This window comes from Curtobacterium sp. BNK-1 (genome assembly GCF_048685235.1).
Classification (GTDB): Bacteria; Pseudomonadota; Gammaproteobacteria; order Enterobacterales; family Enterobacteriaceae; genus Pantoea; species Pantoea agglomerans.
In genome coordinates this window covers 1,719,563-1,732,809 of sequence record NZ_JBLQTJ010000001.1, presented here as the reverse complement: position 1 = coordinate 1,732,809, position 13,247 = coordinate 1,719,563, and the positions used below count along the sequence as shown (strand labels likewise).

General features: G+C 55.8%; 11 protein-coding genes. 5 read left to right on the top strand and 6 right to left on the bottom strand.

Annotated elements, in window-relative coordinates; genetic code table 11:
- Positions 1-348: 348 nt before the first annotated feature.
- Both ACMGGP_RS08260 and ACMGGP_RS08255 read left to right on the top strand, forming a co-directional pair.
- On the top strand, positions 349-1,362 hold the full coding sequence (locus tag ACMGGP_RS08260; RefSeq protein ID WP_022625663.1) for a GT-D fold domain-containing glycosyltransferase: 1,014 nt from the start codon (positions 349-351) through the stop codon (positions 1,360-1,362).
- A 191-nt stretch (positions 1,363-1,553) separates the two neighbouring features.
- The gene (locus ACMGGP_RS08255; protein ID WP_010670137.1) at positions 1,554-2,876 is read left to right on the top strand and encodes an MFS transporter; all 1,323 of its coding nucleotides are present in this window, start codon (positions 1,554-1,556) and stop codon (positions 2,874-2,876) included.
- A gap of 92 nt (positions 2,877-2,968) precedes the next feature.
- On the opposite strand, the gene ACMGGP_RS08250 is transcribed toward ACMGGP_RS08255, so the two are convergent.
- Both ACMGGP_RS08250 and ACMGGP_RS08245 read right to left on the bottom strand, forming a co-directional pair.
- Positions 2,969-4,399, bottom strand: a complete 1,431-nt coding sequence (locus ACMGGP_RS08250; protein ID WP_425002152.1) for a purine-cytosine permease family protein — start codon at positions 4,397-4,399, stop codon at positions 2,969-2,971.
- Between the two features lie 353 nt (positions 4,400-4,752).
- Positions 4,753-5,208, bottom strand: coding sequence for a winged helix-turn-helix transcriptional regulator (locus ACMGGP_RS08245; protein ID WP_033757616.1), 456 nt, complete (start codon positions 5,206-5,208; stop codon positions 4,753-4,755).
- Between the two features lie 143 nt (positions 5,209-5,351).
- On the opposite strand from ACMGGP_RS08245, the gene ACMGGP_RS08240 reads away from it, so the two are divergent.
- Both ACMGGP_RS08240 and ACMGGP_RS08235 read left to right on the top strand, forming a co-directional pair.
- Positions 5,352-6,563 carry an MFS transporter gene (locus tag ACMGGP_RS08240; protein ID WP_311977997.1) on the top strand — a complete coding sequence of 404 codons (1,212 nt, stop codon included), beginning with the start codon at positions 5,352-5,354 and terminating at the stop codon, positions 6,561-6,563.
- Complete coding sequence (locus ACMGGP_RS08235) at positions 6,560-7,444, top strand: EamA family transporter (protein ID WP_022625667.1); 885 nt, start codon at positions 6,560-6,562, stop codon at positions 7,442-7,444. Before ACMGGP_RS08240 ends, ACMGGP_RS08235 begins: the two co-directional genes overlap by 4 nt.
- A 13-nt stretch (positions 7,445-7,457) precedes the next feature.
- Here the strand turns inward: ACMGGP_RS08235 and ACMGGP_RS08230 are convergent, their stop codons facing one another.
- From ACMGGP_RS08230 to ACMGGP_RS08215, 4 genes are all read right to left on the bottom strand, one after another.
- A complete protein-coding gene (locus ACMGGP_RS08230; protein ID WP_010244979.1) occupies positions 7,458-8,090 on the bottom strand; it encodes a DapH/DapD/GlmU-related protein in 633 nt (210 codons plus the stop codon).
- 626 nt (positions 8,091-8,716) lie between these two features.
- The gene (locus tag ACMGGP_RS08225; protein WP_010670132.1) at positions 8,717-10,018 is read right to left on the bottom strand and encodes a PQQ-dependent sugar dehydrogenase; all 1,302 of its coding nucleotides are present in this window, start codon (positions 10,016-10,018) and stop codon (positions 8,717-8,719) included.
- Between the two features lie 12 nt (positions 10,019-10,030).
- The gene (locus tag ACMGGP_RS08220; RefSeq protein ID WP_010244987.1) at positions 10,031-10,438 is read right to left on the bottom strand and encodes a DUF2231 domain-containing protein; all 408 of its coding nucleotides are present in this window, start codon (positions 10,436-10,438) and stop codon (positions 10,031-10,033) included.
- Between the two features lie 165 nt (positions 10,439-10,603).
- On the bottom strand, positions 10,604-11,719 hold the full coding sequence (locus tag ACMGGP_RS08215; protein ID WP_010670131.1) for an ABC transporter substrate-binding protein: 1,116 nt from the start codon (positions 11,717-11,719) through the stop codon (positions 10,604-10,606).
- Between the two features lie 346 nt (positions 11,720-12,065).
- Between ACMGGP_RS08215 and ACMGGP_RS08210 the strand changes: the two genes are divergently transcribed.
- Positions 12,066-13,220 carry a mandelate racemase family protein gene (locus tag ACMGGP_RS08210; protein ID WP_187513629.1) on the top strand — a complete coding sequence of 385 codons (1,155 nt, stop codon included), beginning with the start codon at positions 12,066-12,068 and terminating at the stop codon, positions 13,218-13,220.
- The last annotated feature ends 27 nt before the right edge of the window (positions 13,221-13,247 follow it).

Here is a 13,247-nt window from a genome sequence, read left to right as displayed (position 1 = left end):
AAATAATCATAATGGTTTATTAACTCTGCTCTGAAATAACTCTTATTGCTGAAATCGGGAATGTTACTGCCCTGCTGTTATTATTGGCGGCTTCATCAACGCTGGTGCGGTGTCGCTGCTGTTCAAATGATTTAATTGTGCCAGCCTGAACGCGTTTTTTATTATTTTCCTGAAAATAACACTCAGGAAATAGATTAATGAACAAAGGGATTTTGCCTATGAAAACGATTTCAGATATTCCGTAGCATGACGCTTATTTTATCTGTGATATATATCAGCTCTCTTATATTCGTTTATCCGGCCAGCAGGCGGGATTTTTCTGGCAGCAATAAACCAGGCAGGTTAACTATGACCGCACTTCATGCTATTTATCGCAAGTTTCGTTTCCCTTTTAAGTTTCTTAATGCTGCCATTCGCTATCCTGCTGCGCAGGCACGGGTAAAGCGTTATTCCGTCATGTCGATAGAAGAGACTGTCGATCTGTTATTACGTAACCCACAATTATCTCTGGCCCGTTATGGCGACGGTGAACTGGAAATGACCTGGTATAAAAATATCGGTTTTCAGCCATTTGACCCGAATCTCTCTGCACGGCTCAAAGCCTTGCTGCAGCAGGATTCAGGAGCCAACCCGAACTGTCTGATCTGTCTGCCGGATGCCTTTCGTACCACCCGTAATATGCGGGGCGGGTCGGCCCTGTTCTGGTTCTTCCATAAATCATTTTATTTTAAATATTATGAGGGTCTGCTGAATAAACAGTACCAGTATGGAAATACCTCGGTGACCCGTCCCTATCACGATTATAAAGGCAAGCAATTATCCCGGACGATATTTGATAAGTTTAAACAGCTCTATCAGGGCCGCCGGGTATTAATTGTGGAAGGCAGTGGAACGCGCCTGGGATTAGGCAATGATTTACTGGAGGGAGCCAGCGAAGTGAAACGTATTACGACGCTGAACCGTAATGCCTTTTCCGTCTATGATCGTCTGTTTGATACCATTTTAAAGAATGCCGTCAACTTTGACCTGGTCTTGATTTCATTAGGGCCGACCGCAACCGTGCTGGCATATGATTTAAGTCAGCACGGTATCCGCTGTATTGATAGCGGCCACGTCGATATTGAATATGAGTGGATGCTGGCCAGTGCCACCAGTAAAATAAAAGTGGACGGAAAAAACGTCAATGAGGCGGGCGTACTGCTGAGTGAACAGACTACGGTGGCAGATGCGACTTATCAGCAGCAGATTTTACAACACGTTGGCGAAATACCCCAGGTCGGGACGGCTGATACAGAAGCAGTCACGGAAGCCGTGGTTATCCCGCTGCCACACGTCAGCCCCAACCATCATAACGCCGCCTGAGCCTCACCACCGACAGGCAGCGGCTGCACCGCATTGAAGCGCAGGCGAATTATTAGCGGGATCAGTTAACCCCCTTCGGAGCGGGCTCAGGGGCCCGAATTCTGTGCTTGTCCGCTTTTTGCCGGATAAATGCCCTTTCCGGCATCAATTTTGCTTCTGCTCTCCTGAGACATTCAATCAGGAGAAGTGAGATGACAACCAGCCGTTACCGTTACACCATATTTTCACTGCTGTTCCTGATCGCCCTGATCAACTACATCGATCGCGGTGCCCTGTCGTTTGCGGCTAACGCCATTGCGGCGGAATATCACTTCAGCAAAGTCCAGCTCGGAGCCGTGCTGGGCTACTTTGGCTTTGGCTATCTGTTTGGTTCGCTGTGTGGCGGCTTTCTTGCCGACCGTATCGGCACGAAAAAAGTCTGGCTGCTGGCAGGCGTACTCTGGTCGCTGCTGGAGATCGCCACCGCCTGGGCGGGGGAACTGGGCATGGCGCTGTTTGGCGGATCCGCCATTATGGGCTTTGCTGCCCTGCGCATCATGTTTGGTTTTTCCGAAGGCCCGGCCTATGCGCTGATGAACAAGGCGATTGCTCACTGGGCACCCGATAATGAGCGCGGCTTTGCGCTGGGCATCGGCCTGCTCTCGACCCAGGTTGGCGCGCTGCTGACCGCCCCGATTGCGGTGGGCCTGCTGCTGCTGACCCATGACTGGCGCATGATGTTTATCCTGCTCGGTGTTTTCTCCCTGCTGGCGATGGCGCTGTTTGCCCGCACCTTCAGCGACAGCCCGGAGAAAAGTCCACATACCAACGCCGCAGAACGTCAGCTTATCCAGACCGGCCAGCGCCGCAGCGCGGGCGACAGCGTACCACTGCCCTGGTGGCGCTTCTTTACCAGCCGCACCCTAGTCTGCAACGCGCTGGGCTACTTCTCATTCCTCTACATCACCTTTACCCTGGTGACCTGGATGCCGAAATATCTGCAGGATAATTTCCATTACGACCTGCACTCACTGTGGTACGTCGCGATGATCCCGTGGAGCGGCGCCTGTATTACGGTGCTGCTGGGCGGTCGCATTGCCGATGCCCTGCTGGCTCGCTTCCGTAATCTGCGTCTGGCGCGCAACTTGTTTGCCGCCGTCACGCTGTGCGGCACCGCCTGCTGCTTTATGGCGATCCCCTATGTGCAGTCGGCTGCCGGGATTATTGCACTGATGACCCTGGGCAATGCGCTGAATGCACTGGTAAACAATGTCTACTGGTCGGTGGTGATTGATGTCACCCCTAAAGCGTCGGTGGGTACCTACAGCGGCATGACGCTGGCGATAGCCAATCTGGCAGCGATTATCTCTCCGATGCTCTGCGGCTGGCTGGCGGAATATTACGGCTACAACGCGATGTTTACCGTCACCGCGCTGATCGCCTTTGGCAGTATGCTGGCAATGACACTGCTGCAACCGGAGAAGCCGCTGGTGGCCGAGGCGCAGACCGGCGCAGCGGACGTTTCTGCCGCCTGATCTTAAAAGAGGATTTCCTGACACGCGGGTGATCACACACCCGCGAAGAGTGACACTCCCTGAAAGGCTGCCGCTCAGGCGGCCTGACCTTGTTATTGGGCGGGATAAATTGACTGTTCGGGGATGCCCCGACGATCCCAGCGGCTGGCGATCAGCCATAACAGTGCCGTCGCAAACCAGCCGATGATCCACGAGACATCATTACCGGCAAAAATCCAGGTCAGCGATCCATGGTGCAGCGGATTATCGATAAACGGCAGTTGCACCAGCACGCCCAGAAAATAGACGGTAATACCGGCCAGGTTCCAGCGTCCATAGCGCCCGTCGGGCTGCGACAGTGCCGGGACATCAACCCTGCCCCTGGTGATCAGATAGAAATCGGTCAGGCTGATCGCGCTCCACGGCACAAAGAAAGCCAGCAGAAACAGCAGGAAGTGGGTGAAGGATTTCAGAAAGGCCGGTTCACTGAGCAGAGCAATGATGCAGGCCAGCGTAACCATAAGCACCACAAACAGAATGCGCCCACCCCGACTCAGCGTGGTTTTCTGCCGGAAGCCAGAGACAATGGTGGTCAGTGACATAAAACTGCCGTAGGCGTTCAGCGTGGTAAACGTGATTTTTCCAAAGCAAATGGCGAAATAAATCACCATGGCCATGGTCGCCGTGCTACCCATGCTCACGATGTAACCGACCTCATTGCCTGCAAACGCACTTCCGGCAATGGCAGCGACAATCACCCCCAGCGTCATTGAAGCCTGCGTGCCAAGTACGGTGCCAAAAAAGACTGAACTGAAGAGTTTCTTTGCAGAGACATCAGCTGGCAGATAGCGTGAATAGTCAGAGACATAAGGACAGAAGGCAATTTGCCAGGATGAAGACAGGGAGACCGCCAGCAGGAAATTTGCCGGGGTAAAGTGCTGATTCTGCCACACGGCTGATAAGTCATGCGCAGAGAACAGCGTGATAAACAGATAAGCAAAGGCTAAAACGCCAATGACGCTCGCCAGCTTGCCCAGTTGATGAATCACGCGATAGCCCAGCACCGCAATGATCACGATGAGGATGCTGAACAGGATCATCCCGGTTGAATGACTGACATGGATAAGTTTAGCCAGCGCCTGCCCGGCTAATACTGTCCCGCTGGCTGAAAATCCCACATACATAATGCACACCAGCACCAGAGGAATAACAGCACCAAACACGCCAAACTGCATACGGCTGGTGATCATCTGCGGTAAACCCAGGCGCGGACCCTGGATCGCATGCAAAGACATGATCGCTGCACCCAGAATCTGCCCCACCAGTAAGCCGATAAGAGACCACACGACGTCTCCACCCAGCACCACGGCCAGCGCACCCGTGACAATAGCCGTGATTTGCAGATTGCCACCAAACCAGAGCGTGAACTGGTTAAAGGGATGACCATGACGTTCACCCAACGGGATGTAATCAATGGAGCGGGTTTCTGACAGGCCCTGTTTCTCTGAGCCTGAATAATCTGATACAGATGATTTGACCGACATAGATTCCTCGCTGGAACAGTGAGAGACGTGTTGACTGAAAGCGTGATTTGCCCAATCCAGGGTTGAGAGTACATGTCTATACAAGCAGCGATATTGTCATGCGCATCGGGAAGTTACAAGGCAACCGGTCATTGGAAAATGTGATGATATCGACAGGCCTGTCATGATGGGGCAGGAAAGGATGAGGGAGCGCGGGGACCTGTTTCCGGGGATAACGCCCTTACGGCGGGGCGTAAAACGGGAGTGAGGCGTTTTGGTCGATCACCGCCACAGGCGACAGCGATGATCGGGTAACGCGTACGATGTCAGGCCTGTCAGTTTCAGAGTGTGCGGAAGAGGAAAAACCCTGACGGTTACCCTTTAGCCACTACCCGCTGACGATGACAGTCGGCCGGTTCCAGTTTTTGCCCCTGTGAAGAGATAACCTCCAGGCGTGGCAGCGGCTTTCCTTCCGCATTATCCAGCAGCACGGAGTGGGTTTCGCCCTTCTCAAACAGGTAACGCTCGCCCCACTGGCGCATCGCGACCACAACCGGAAACAGCGAACGGCCTCTTTCGGTCAGGACATATTCGCTGTAGGCGCTGCCGTCGGAGGCCGGCGCAATCTCAAACACCCCTATCTCCACCAGCTGCTTCAGGCGTGACGCCAGGATATTTTTCGCCAGCCCCAAATTCCGCTGGAAGTCACTGAATCTGCGGACGTCATCAAAGGCTTCACGCACGATCATCATGCACCAGCGCTCACCTATCGACTCCAGGGTTCTGGCGACCGGACACTCGCTGGTTCTCAGGGATTCCTGCTTAGCCATGCTCTTCTCTCACGCTGCCTGTCTCACGCTGCCTGTCTCATGATGGCAGTTTAGCCACTCCGAAAAGAAGTTGCAAAAAAAAACCAGCCCGGTTAAAGATATCGCCAATCCAGTTTCAAATAAAAACCAGAAAGGAAAGCCACATGACCTGTACGATTGGCAAGGCGCGTGATCCTGAAGCCGATTCGCCCCCAGCCGCGATCCCGGTGCTCTCGTCCCGGATGATCTTTTTGTTCTCACTCACCTCTGCGCTGGCGGTCGCCAATGTTTACTCGGCACAGCCTCTGCTGGAGTCGATCGCCGCCAGTCTGCAGGTTTCCACCGGCACCATTGGCACAGTGGTAACGGCCACGCAGAGCGGCTACGCCCTCGGGCTGATCTTTCTGGTGCCGCTGGGCGACTGCGTGAACCGCAAAAAACTGGTGATTACCCAGTTGCTGCTTTCCGTGCTGGCGTTAATCACTGCTGCGGTTGCGCCAGACCTGATGACGCTGCTCTGTGCAATGCTGCTGGTGGGATTAATGGCGGTAGTCACGCAGCTGATGGTGGCGTGGGCCGCCATGCTGGCATCGCCAGAACAGCGCGGGCAGGTGGTGGGCAGCGTGACCAGCGGCATCGTGATCGGCATCCTGCTGGCGCGGTTTGTTTCCGGGATGATTGCTGACCTGGCGGGCTGGCGGGCGGTCTATCTGACGGCTGCCTGCCTGTTACTCCTGATCTCGCTCATCCTGGCGAAAGTGCTGCCCGCCACAGCAGGTCAGACGCGGCGCACATCTTATCCTCACCTCTTATTGTCTGTTTTCCGTCTCTTCCTCACGGAACCGCAGCTGCGCAGACGCGGGATCCTGGCGCTGCTGATTTTTGCGGCCTTCAGTATGCTCTGGTCTTCGATGGTACTGCCACTTACCGGCCTGTCACTGTCACACACCCAGATCGGGATGTTCGGCCTGGCCGGACTTGCCGGTGCGCTGGCGGCCTCCAGAGCAGGTGCATGGGCTGACCTGGGCCTGGGGCAGCGTGCCACTGGCTTAGCCCTGGCGTTGCTGACCTTCTCCTGGCTGCCGATAGCCGCGCTTCACACCTCGTTACTGTTGCTGATTTTCGGGGTGATCCTGCTCGATTTCGCCGTCCAGACGGTACATGTGATAAATCAGAGCCTGATCGTGGCCGCCCGACCCGAGGCGGCAAGTCGTCTGGTGGGTGCCTATATGTGCTTTTACTCGCTGGGCAGTGCGCTGGGGGCCATCGCCGCCACTCAGCTTTATACACACTGGGGATGGCAGGCTGTCTGCTATGCCGGTGCAGCGGTCAGTGCCTCTGCCTTTCTCTGCTGGTCAGGAGTACGTCACTCATGAAATTAACGCATCTGCTGCTCGCCGTCATGATCACCGCCATCTGGGGGGTTAACTTTTCGGTTATCAAGCTCGGCCTGCAGGCGGTCGACCCGTTTATCCTGGCAGGCATCCGTTTTACGCTCTGCGCCCTGCCAGCGCTGTTCTTTATTAAGAAACCGGACGTGCCGTGGCGCTACCTGATCAGCTATGGCCTGGTCTTCGGGATTGGCCTGTGGGGTCTGGTGAATCTGGGAATTAAAACCGGACTGTCGGCGGGCATCGCCTCGCTGCTGCTGCAGTTCAGCGCCTTCTTCACGCTGCTGCTCGGTGGCTGGGTATTCAAAGAGCGCCTCAGCCGCTATCAGATCGCCGGGTGTGCGCTGGCCTGCGCCGGTCTGCTGAGCATTTTTTTCATTACCGATGGCTCGGTGACGTTTTCCGGCATGCTGCTGGTGCTGGCAGGCGCGGTCGCATGGAGTATTGCCAATATCATCAATAAAAAAGCGGGCACCCGGCAGGTTTTTGCTTTTCTGGTCTGGTCGAGCGCCTTTGCACCCATTCCACTCTTCCTGCTGGACGGGCTGGTCAATGGCAGCGCGGGCTATCACGCACTCTTCACCCAGCTGGATGTGAAGGCGGTGTTGTCGATACTGTTTCAGGTCTATCCCAATACCCTGCTGGGCTACTGGGTGTGGAACTGGCTGCTGAAACACTATCCGGTTTCTACGGTCGCGCCACTGTCGCTGCTGGTACCGGTGTTCGGCATCCTGGGTTCAGTGGCGATATTTGGCGAAACGGTTTCACCTCAGAAAATCGCCGCGCTGCTGCTGATCGTCGCCGGACTGGCTGTCGGGCTCTATGGCCAGCGGGTTGTGCGCTATTTCGGCGTACAAACCGGCTGACGGCGCCGTGGGGTTATGCACCGTGCCGCTGGCAGAACGCTTCGATGTCACCGTGCTGAAAATCGGGCAGATTCGCCAGCAGTTTCTCCAGCGGCCAGTTCCACCAGGCAATGCGCTGGAGACGTGCGGCGATAGCCGGTGTAAAGCGCACCCGCAGTGGCCTGGCCGGAACACCGCCCACTACGCTGTAGGGCGCGACGTTTTTCGTCACTACTGCACCCGCAGCCAGCACCGCACCATCACCAATGGTGACGCCAGGCAGCACAATTACGCCGTGACCTATCCACACATCGTGACCGATTATCACCCGATCGGCGCGACGGGCGGAAAAGAACCCCTGATCGCGCCGGGCGTCGGGGTGGTAATACTCCGGGCAGTAGGTAAAGCGATGCTGGGAAGCGCGGTCCATAGGATGATTCGGCGCGCCAATGCGCACCTGATTAGCAATGGCGCAGAAGCGCCCCACCTGGGTATCGGCCAGGCAGCAGTGTTCACCGACATAGGAGAAGTCACCCAGCTCGCTATATTCCAGCGTGCTGTGCGCCAGGATCTCACACTGCTGACCCACAGTGGTTTCGCGCATCTTCACACTCTCATCAATCCAGGTGTGCGCTAATCGGGCGGGCATAACGGCGGCAATGGACATAAAACTCCCGGTCTGGATAAGCAGCGCCCCGGCGGCGTGCTTTGCCGCACCACCTTACCCGCCTCCGATGACAGAGAATTGACAAAGAAAAAAGGCGGAGTGGTTAGCTCCGCCTTGTTTCAAGTTCCGGTTAACCTGCGTGACCGGTCAGTTGCATAAGGGCAACGATGATCTGCAAGATGACCCGGATAAGATCCAGAATCAGCTTAGTCAGTTCCATCACTTTCCTTCTCCTTTTACAGGAGCGCGCTGTTCGGCAACCAGGGCTTTGACTCTACCCGCCGGGCGCCTAAGCACATCTTTGTGGAGAGAGCTGAGCGGCACTCATGGTTAAAGCCACAGGCCAGCACCACCTGATGCCTGCCGGGATTTTAAAACCGTGCCCCTGGGAGCGGCCAGTCGACAATGAGGCGATGCTCAACACTCAACACCTGTATAAACATACAGCATTTTGGCGAAACTTGAAATCCTTAGCCGCACATTTTACAATCTTGTTTGTGGAGAGTGCTGAGCACCTCGTTCGCAGCGCGGTTACCAGCCGGGTAGCGAACAAAAAATAAAGGATTTGGCGAAATGCCAAATCCTTTTTTTATGCCTGCTTTCTGCTTAAAAAAGCAGCGCAATGCTTACTTCGCGGCGCTGATTCGCCACACGGTATTACCCGCATCATCAGCAATCAGGACACCGCCCTGTTTGTCGCTGGCCAGACCGACCGGTAATCCACGCACCTGCTTTTCGTCGTCCGTCAGGAAGCCCGAGACCACCGTCTGCGGCTGACCCACTGGCTTGCCGTTTTCAAATTTCACCCACACCACTTTGTAGCCATTCAGCGGCGTACGGTTCCAGCTGCCATGTTCACTGATAAACGCACCGCCCTGGTATTGCGGCATGTTATCTGCGCCGTAGAACAGCAGCCCCAGCGGAGCGACATGCGAACTCAGGGCATAATCAGGCTTAATCGCCTTCTCAACCAGATCGGGACGCTGCGGTTCGGCACGGGTATCCACATGCTGACCAAAGTAGCTGTAGGGCCAGCCATAGAAGCCTTTGTCCTGCACTGAGGTCATGTAGTCAGGCACAAGATCGGAGCCGATTTCATCACGCTCGTTGACGATGGCCCACAGTTTTCCGCTCTGCGGTTCCCACTGTAAACCGGTCGGATTGCGCAATCCGCTGGCGTAGATCCGGCTGGCACCGCTGGCCGCGTCCACTTCCAGCACCGCGGCGCGGCGATACTCTGCGCCAATGCCGTTCTCGGTGACGTTACTGTTGGAGCCGACACCCACATAGAGCTTGCTGCCATCGGGGCTGGCCAACAGCGCTTTGGTCCAGTGGTGGTTAATCGGCCCGCCCGGCAGTTCCGTCACCTCTTCAGGCGCGGTGCGGATCTCCGTCTCCCCTTCGCGATAGGGGAACTTCACCAGGCTGTCAGCATTCGCGACGTAAAGGGTATTGCCAATCAGCTGCATACCAAACGGCGAGTGCAGATTCTCAATAAAGCGGTGCTGCTCCCATTTGCCATTGACGTTGCGCAGCAGCGTAATCCGGTTGCCGCCAGCGCCGCCCTTACCTGACGCTTTCTGCACAATGCCCATAATCAGCTGTTTAGGCCGGGTAGTGGGTTTGGCCGGGCCGTTGGATTCCGCCACCAGTACATCGTTATTCGGCAGCACATAAACCTGACGCGGATGCTGCAGATTGTCAGCGATCTTTTCGATTTTCAGCCCGTCAGCCACTTTTGGCATTTCGCCCGCTTTCCACGGCGTGCCTTCCGGCACCTGCATCGGCGGCATAAAGAAGTTCTGTGCCTGCGGCAGTTCAGGATTCGGTCCGATCTGCTTTTGCGGATCGACAAGCGCACCATCATCACAGCCTGCCAGCAGTGCTGTCAGGGTAAGCGCGAGCAACGTTTTATGCGGTATCTTCATGGTGGCTCCTCCTTAAGCGCTACGCTGACGTAACGCAAGTTGCACATTCGCCAGCAGCAGCAGCGCTACCACCAGCGTCGAAAGCGTCACGCCCAGCGGGATGACAGCGGCGGCATCACGGCTGTGAATAAACGCATTGACGATAGCGATCACAATCGCCACCAGCCAGAGCCAGAAATGACTCTTTTCCGCACTGTCACTGCCGCGGAACAGATAAACCAGCGCGATGAGTCGCGGCACAATCGCCAGTATCAGTCCCAGCGCAATCAGCCAGCCTGCGGCATCCGTCCAGAACAGCACAAAGGTCTGGCTATAGAGAATATCGAACAGCCAGGCCGCGACAAAAAAGCCCAGCGGCACCGGCTCCAGCAGAGCGTACAGCGTCACGGCAAAGGCCGATCTTCCCAGGGTATTGCGCATGTTTCTCTCCATTTTTAACGTGAATGCGGACCGCGTCAGACGTCGCGCTGCTCAGAGCAACTGACTCCGCGCCTGTAAAAGATTAGTAAATCTGAAGAGAAACAGAGGGTTTATTCAGGAGGAATTGCAAATCAGGCGGATGACGTCCCTGTCATCGCCGGTCAGTCAGGGTTTATCAGCGGGTAAAGTAACCCAGTATCCTGGCTGATAAGGCAGCGGCAGGAACTTCTCGTGGAACGTGCGGAAGGTGGCGTCCGGATCCAGATCGGCAAACAGATCGGGATGCAGCCATTTCGCCAGCGCCTGGATAGCCACAAACTGGTAAGGGCTGTCGTAGAACTGATGCCAGATGGCGTGGACATTGCCGTTGTGCGCCACCGGCAGGGTTTTAAAAGCATCGCGCATCATCAGCCCCTTAAGACGCGCGGTAGCCTCGGTGACATTGGCACCCGGACCGACGCCGACCCATTTGCCCACGGTGTTGTAATTCTTCCAGTTAGCGCCGGTCACCACCACCACATCCGGCTGGCTGGCGATAATCTGTTCCGGGTTAACGGTGCCGAAGGTGCCAGGGATCAGATCTTTAGCGATGTTACGACCGCCCGCAATCTCAACCATCTGACCAAAGTTCTCATTGCCAAACGACATGCAGCACTCGTCGCTGTAGCCGCCTGCGCGGTCAATCATCACTTTCGGGCGGTAGCCGGTAAAGTTCTTCAGACGCGAGGTGACAAGGTCAATCTGCTGCTGGCGGAAGGTGATAATTTCCTGGGCACGCGCCGGTTTGTTCACCAGTTCGCCCATGATGCGGATACTTTTCTCCGCATTCACCATCGGCGCTTCGCGGAAATCGATAAACACCACCGGCACGCCTACTGCCTGCAGTTTTTCAATCAGCTTGCCTTCATCGGTGGCGGCTTTGGATTCCAGATTCATCAGCACCAGATCGGGCTTCAGGGTTAACGCCTGCTCGACGTTGAAAGTGCCATCTTTCGCCCCGCCAAAGGTCGGTAATTTTTTAATTTCCGGATAGCGTTTTTCGTAAGCCTGATAACCGTCCCAGTCCGCTTTCGGGAAGTCGTCACGCCAGCCAATCACCCGTTTAAATGGGGCATCAGTATCAAATGCCGCCAGCAGATACATCTGACGGCCCTCACCCAGAATGATGCGTTTTGCCTCCTGCGGCACCTCGACCTGACGGCCTGCGACATCGGTAATCAATTTGGCCGAAGCCGTCCCTGCCAGCGTGAGCAGCCCCAGCGCTAAAAACCATTTTTTCATTGTAAAAACCCGCACAAATGATAATGAGAATTATTAATGTAAAGCGGCGTTACTATCACCTAAAACAGTGGTCAGGGGAAGTCATCCGGTTAAATGTTTTTTGCGGCGGGGTTAACTGGCGGAGTTGCGCTCAAAGAGATCCCTTGAGAGGAAAAAGCGGAGCGTGTCGCTGCTCACAAAACGGTCAGCTTTCGTGAATATGTTCACAACACCCTGGGCAGTTGCACACATATTAGCCATTAATCGTATCGTTTTGGCTAATGCGTTAATGAATTGTGAAGGCTAGATTGAAAATGAAACAGCGTTTTAATAATTCAACAGGACAGACTGCCACAGGAGCTTAACCGTGAAGATCAGCGCCATTGATGTCACCCTTTTTACCTATCCCACCCAGCGTTGCGCCGACAGCGCAGGACACTCCCACCCTGGCCCGGAAAATGATGCGCAGATGGCGCTACTGACCCTGACCAGCGAGGAAGGCGACTGTGGTTACGCCTTTGCGCCGCCGGAAGTGGTGCGATCCCATGTGGTTAATGCCTTTTTCCGCAAAGTGCTGATCGGTCAGAACGCCTTTGACCGGGAGCGTCTCTGGCAGGATCTGGTGCACTGGCAGCGCGGCAGCGCCCATCAGCTCACCGAGCGGGCGCTTTCCGCTGTGGAGCAGGCATTGTGGGATCTGATTGGACGGAAGCTGAAACAGCCTGTCCACAAACTGCTGGGCGGCTATCGCGAGAAGATCCCGGCTTACGGCAGCACCATGTGTGGTGATGAGCTGAGCGGTGGATTATCAACACCGGATGAGTATGCGCAGTTCGCGGAAAAGCTGGTGGCACGCGGGTATCAGGCGATCAAGTTGCACACCTGGATGCCGCCAGTCTCCTTCGCACCCAGCCCGGCGATGGATATCAAAGCCTGCGCGGCGGTGCGTGAAGCGGTGGGCCCCGATATCGCGCTGATGCTGGATGGCTACCACTGGTACAGCCGCAGTGACGCGCTGACCATCGGCAAGGCGCTGGAAAAGCTTAATTTCGCCTGGTTCGAGGAGCCGATGGAGGAAGAGAGCATGGCCTCTTACACCTGGCTGGCCGAAAACCTCTCTATCGACGTGCTTGGTCCGGAGAGCCTGGGCGGTAAACATCACAGCCGCGCCGACTGGGTGCGTGCCGGAGCCTGCGACATTCTGCGAGCCGGTGCCAACGGCGTAGGCGGCATCTCGCCCACCCTGAAAGTGGCGAATCTGGCTGAAGCCTTTGGCATGGATTGCGAAGTGCACGGCAACGGTGCGGCCAGCCTGGCGGTTGTCGGGGCGATCCGTAACTGTCGCTGGTATGAGCGCGGCCTGCTGCATCCCTTCCTGGATTATGAAACACCGCCCGCCTACCTCAACAGCCTGATCGACCCGATGGACGATCAGGGATTTGTCACCCTGCCCACCCGCAGCGGGCTGGGGGAGGATATTAACTTCAGCTGGATTGAGACGCACACGCTGAACCGCTGGTAAATCGCACTACCGAAGTACGGCAAACAA

Coding starts and splice junctions, on each gene's coding strand:
- ACMGGP_RS08220 (WP_010244987.1), bottom strand. CDS start 10,438: ATGCGCAATACCCTGGGAAGATCGGCCTTTGCCGTGACGCTGTACGCT.
- ACMGGP_RS08250 (WP_425002152.1), bottom strand. CDS start 4,399: ATGTCGGTCAAATCATCTGTATCAGATTATTCAGGCTCAGAGAAACAG.
- ACMGGP_RS08260 (WP_022625663.1), top strand. CDS start 349: ATGACCGCACTTCATGCTATTTATCGCAAGTTTCGTTTCCCTTTTAAG.
- ACMGGP_RS08235 (WP_022625667.1), top strand. CDS start 6,560: ATGAAATTAACGCATCTGCTGCTCGCCGTCATGATCACCGCCATCTGG.
- ACMGGP_RS08215 (WP_010670131.1), bottom strand. CDS start 11,719: ATGAAAAAATGGTTTTTAGCGCTGGGGCTGCTCACGCTGGCAGGGACG.
- ACMGGP_RS08225 (WP_010670132.1), bottom strand. CDS start 10,018: ATGAAGATACCGCATAAAACGTTGCTCGCGCTTACCCTGACAGCACTG.
- ACMGGP_RS08245 (WP_033757616.1), bottom strand. CDS start 5,208: ATGGCTAAGCAGGAATCCCTGAGAACCAGCGAGTGTCCGGTCGCCAGA.
- ACMGGP_RS08255 (WP_010670137.1), top strand. CDS start 1,554: ATGACAACCAGCCGTTACCGTTACACCATATTTTCACTGCTGTTCCTG.
- ACMGGP_RS08230 (WP_010244979.1), bottom strand. CDS start 8,090: ATGTCCATTGCCGCCGTTATGCCCGCCCGATTAGCGCACACCTGGATT.
- ACMGGP_RS08240 (WP_311977997.1), top strand. CDS start 5,352: ATGACCTGTACGATTGGCAAGGCGCGTGATCCTGAAGCCGATTCGCCC.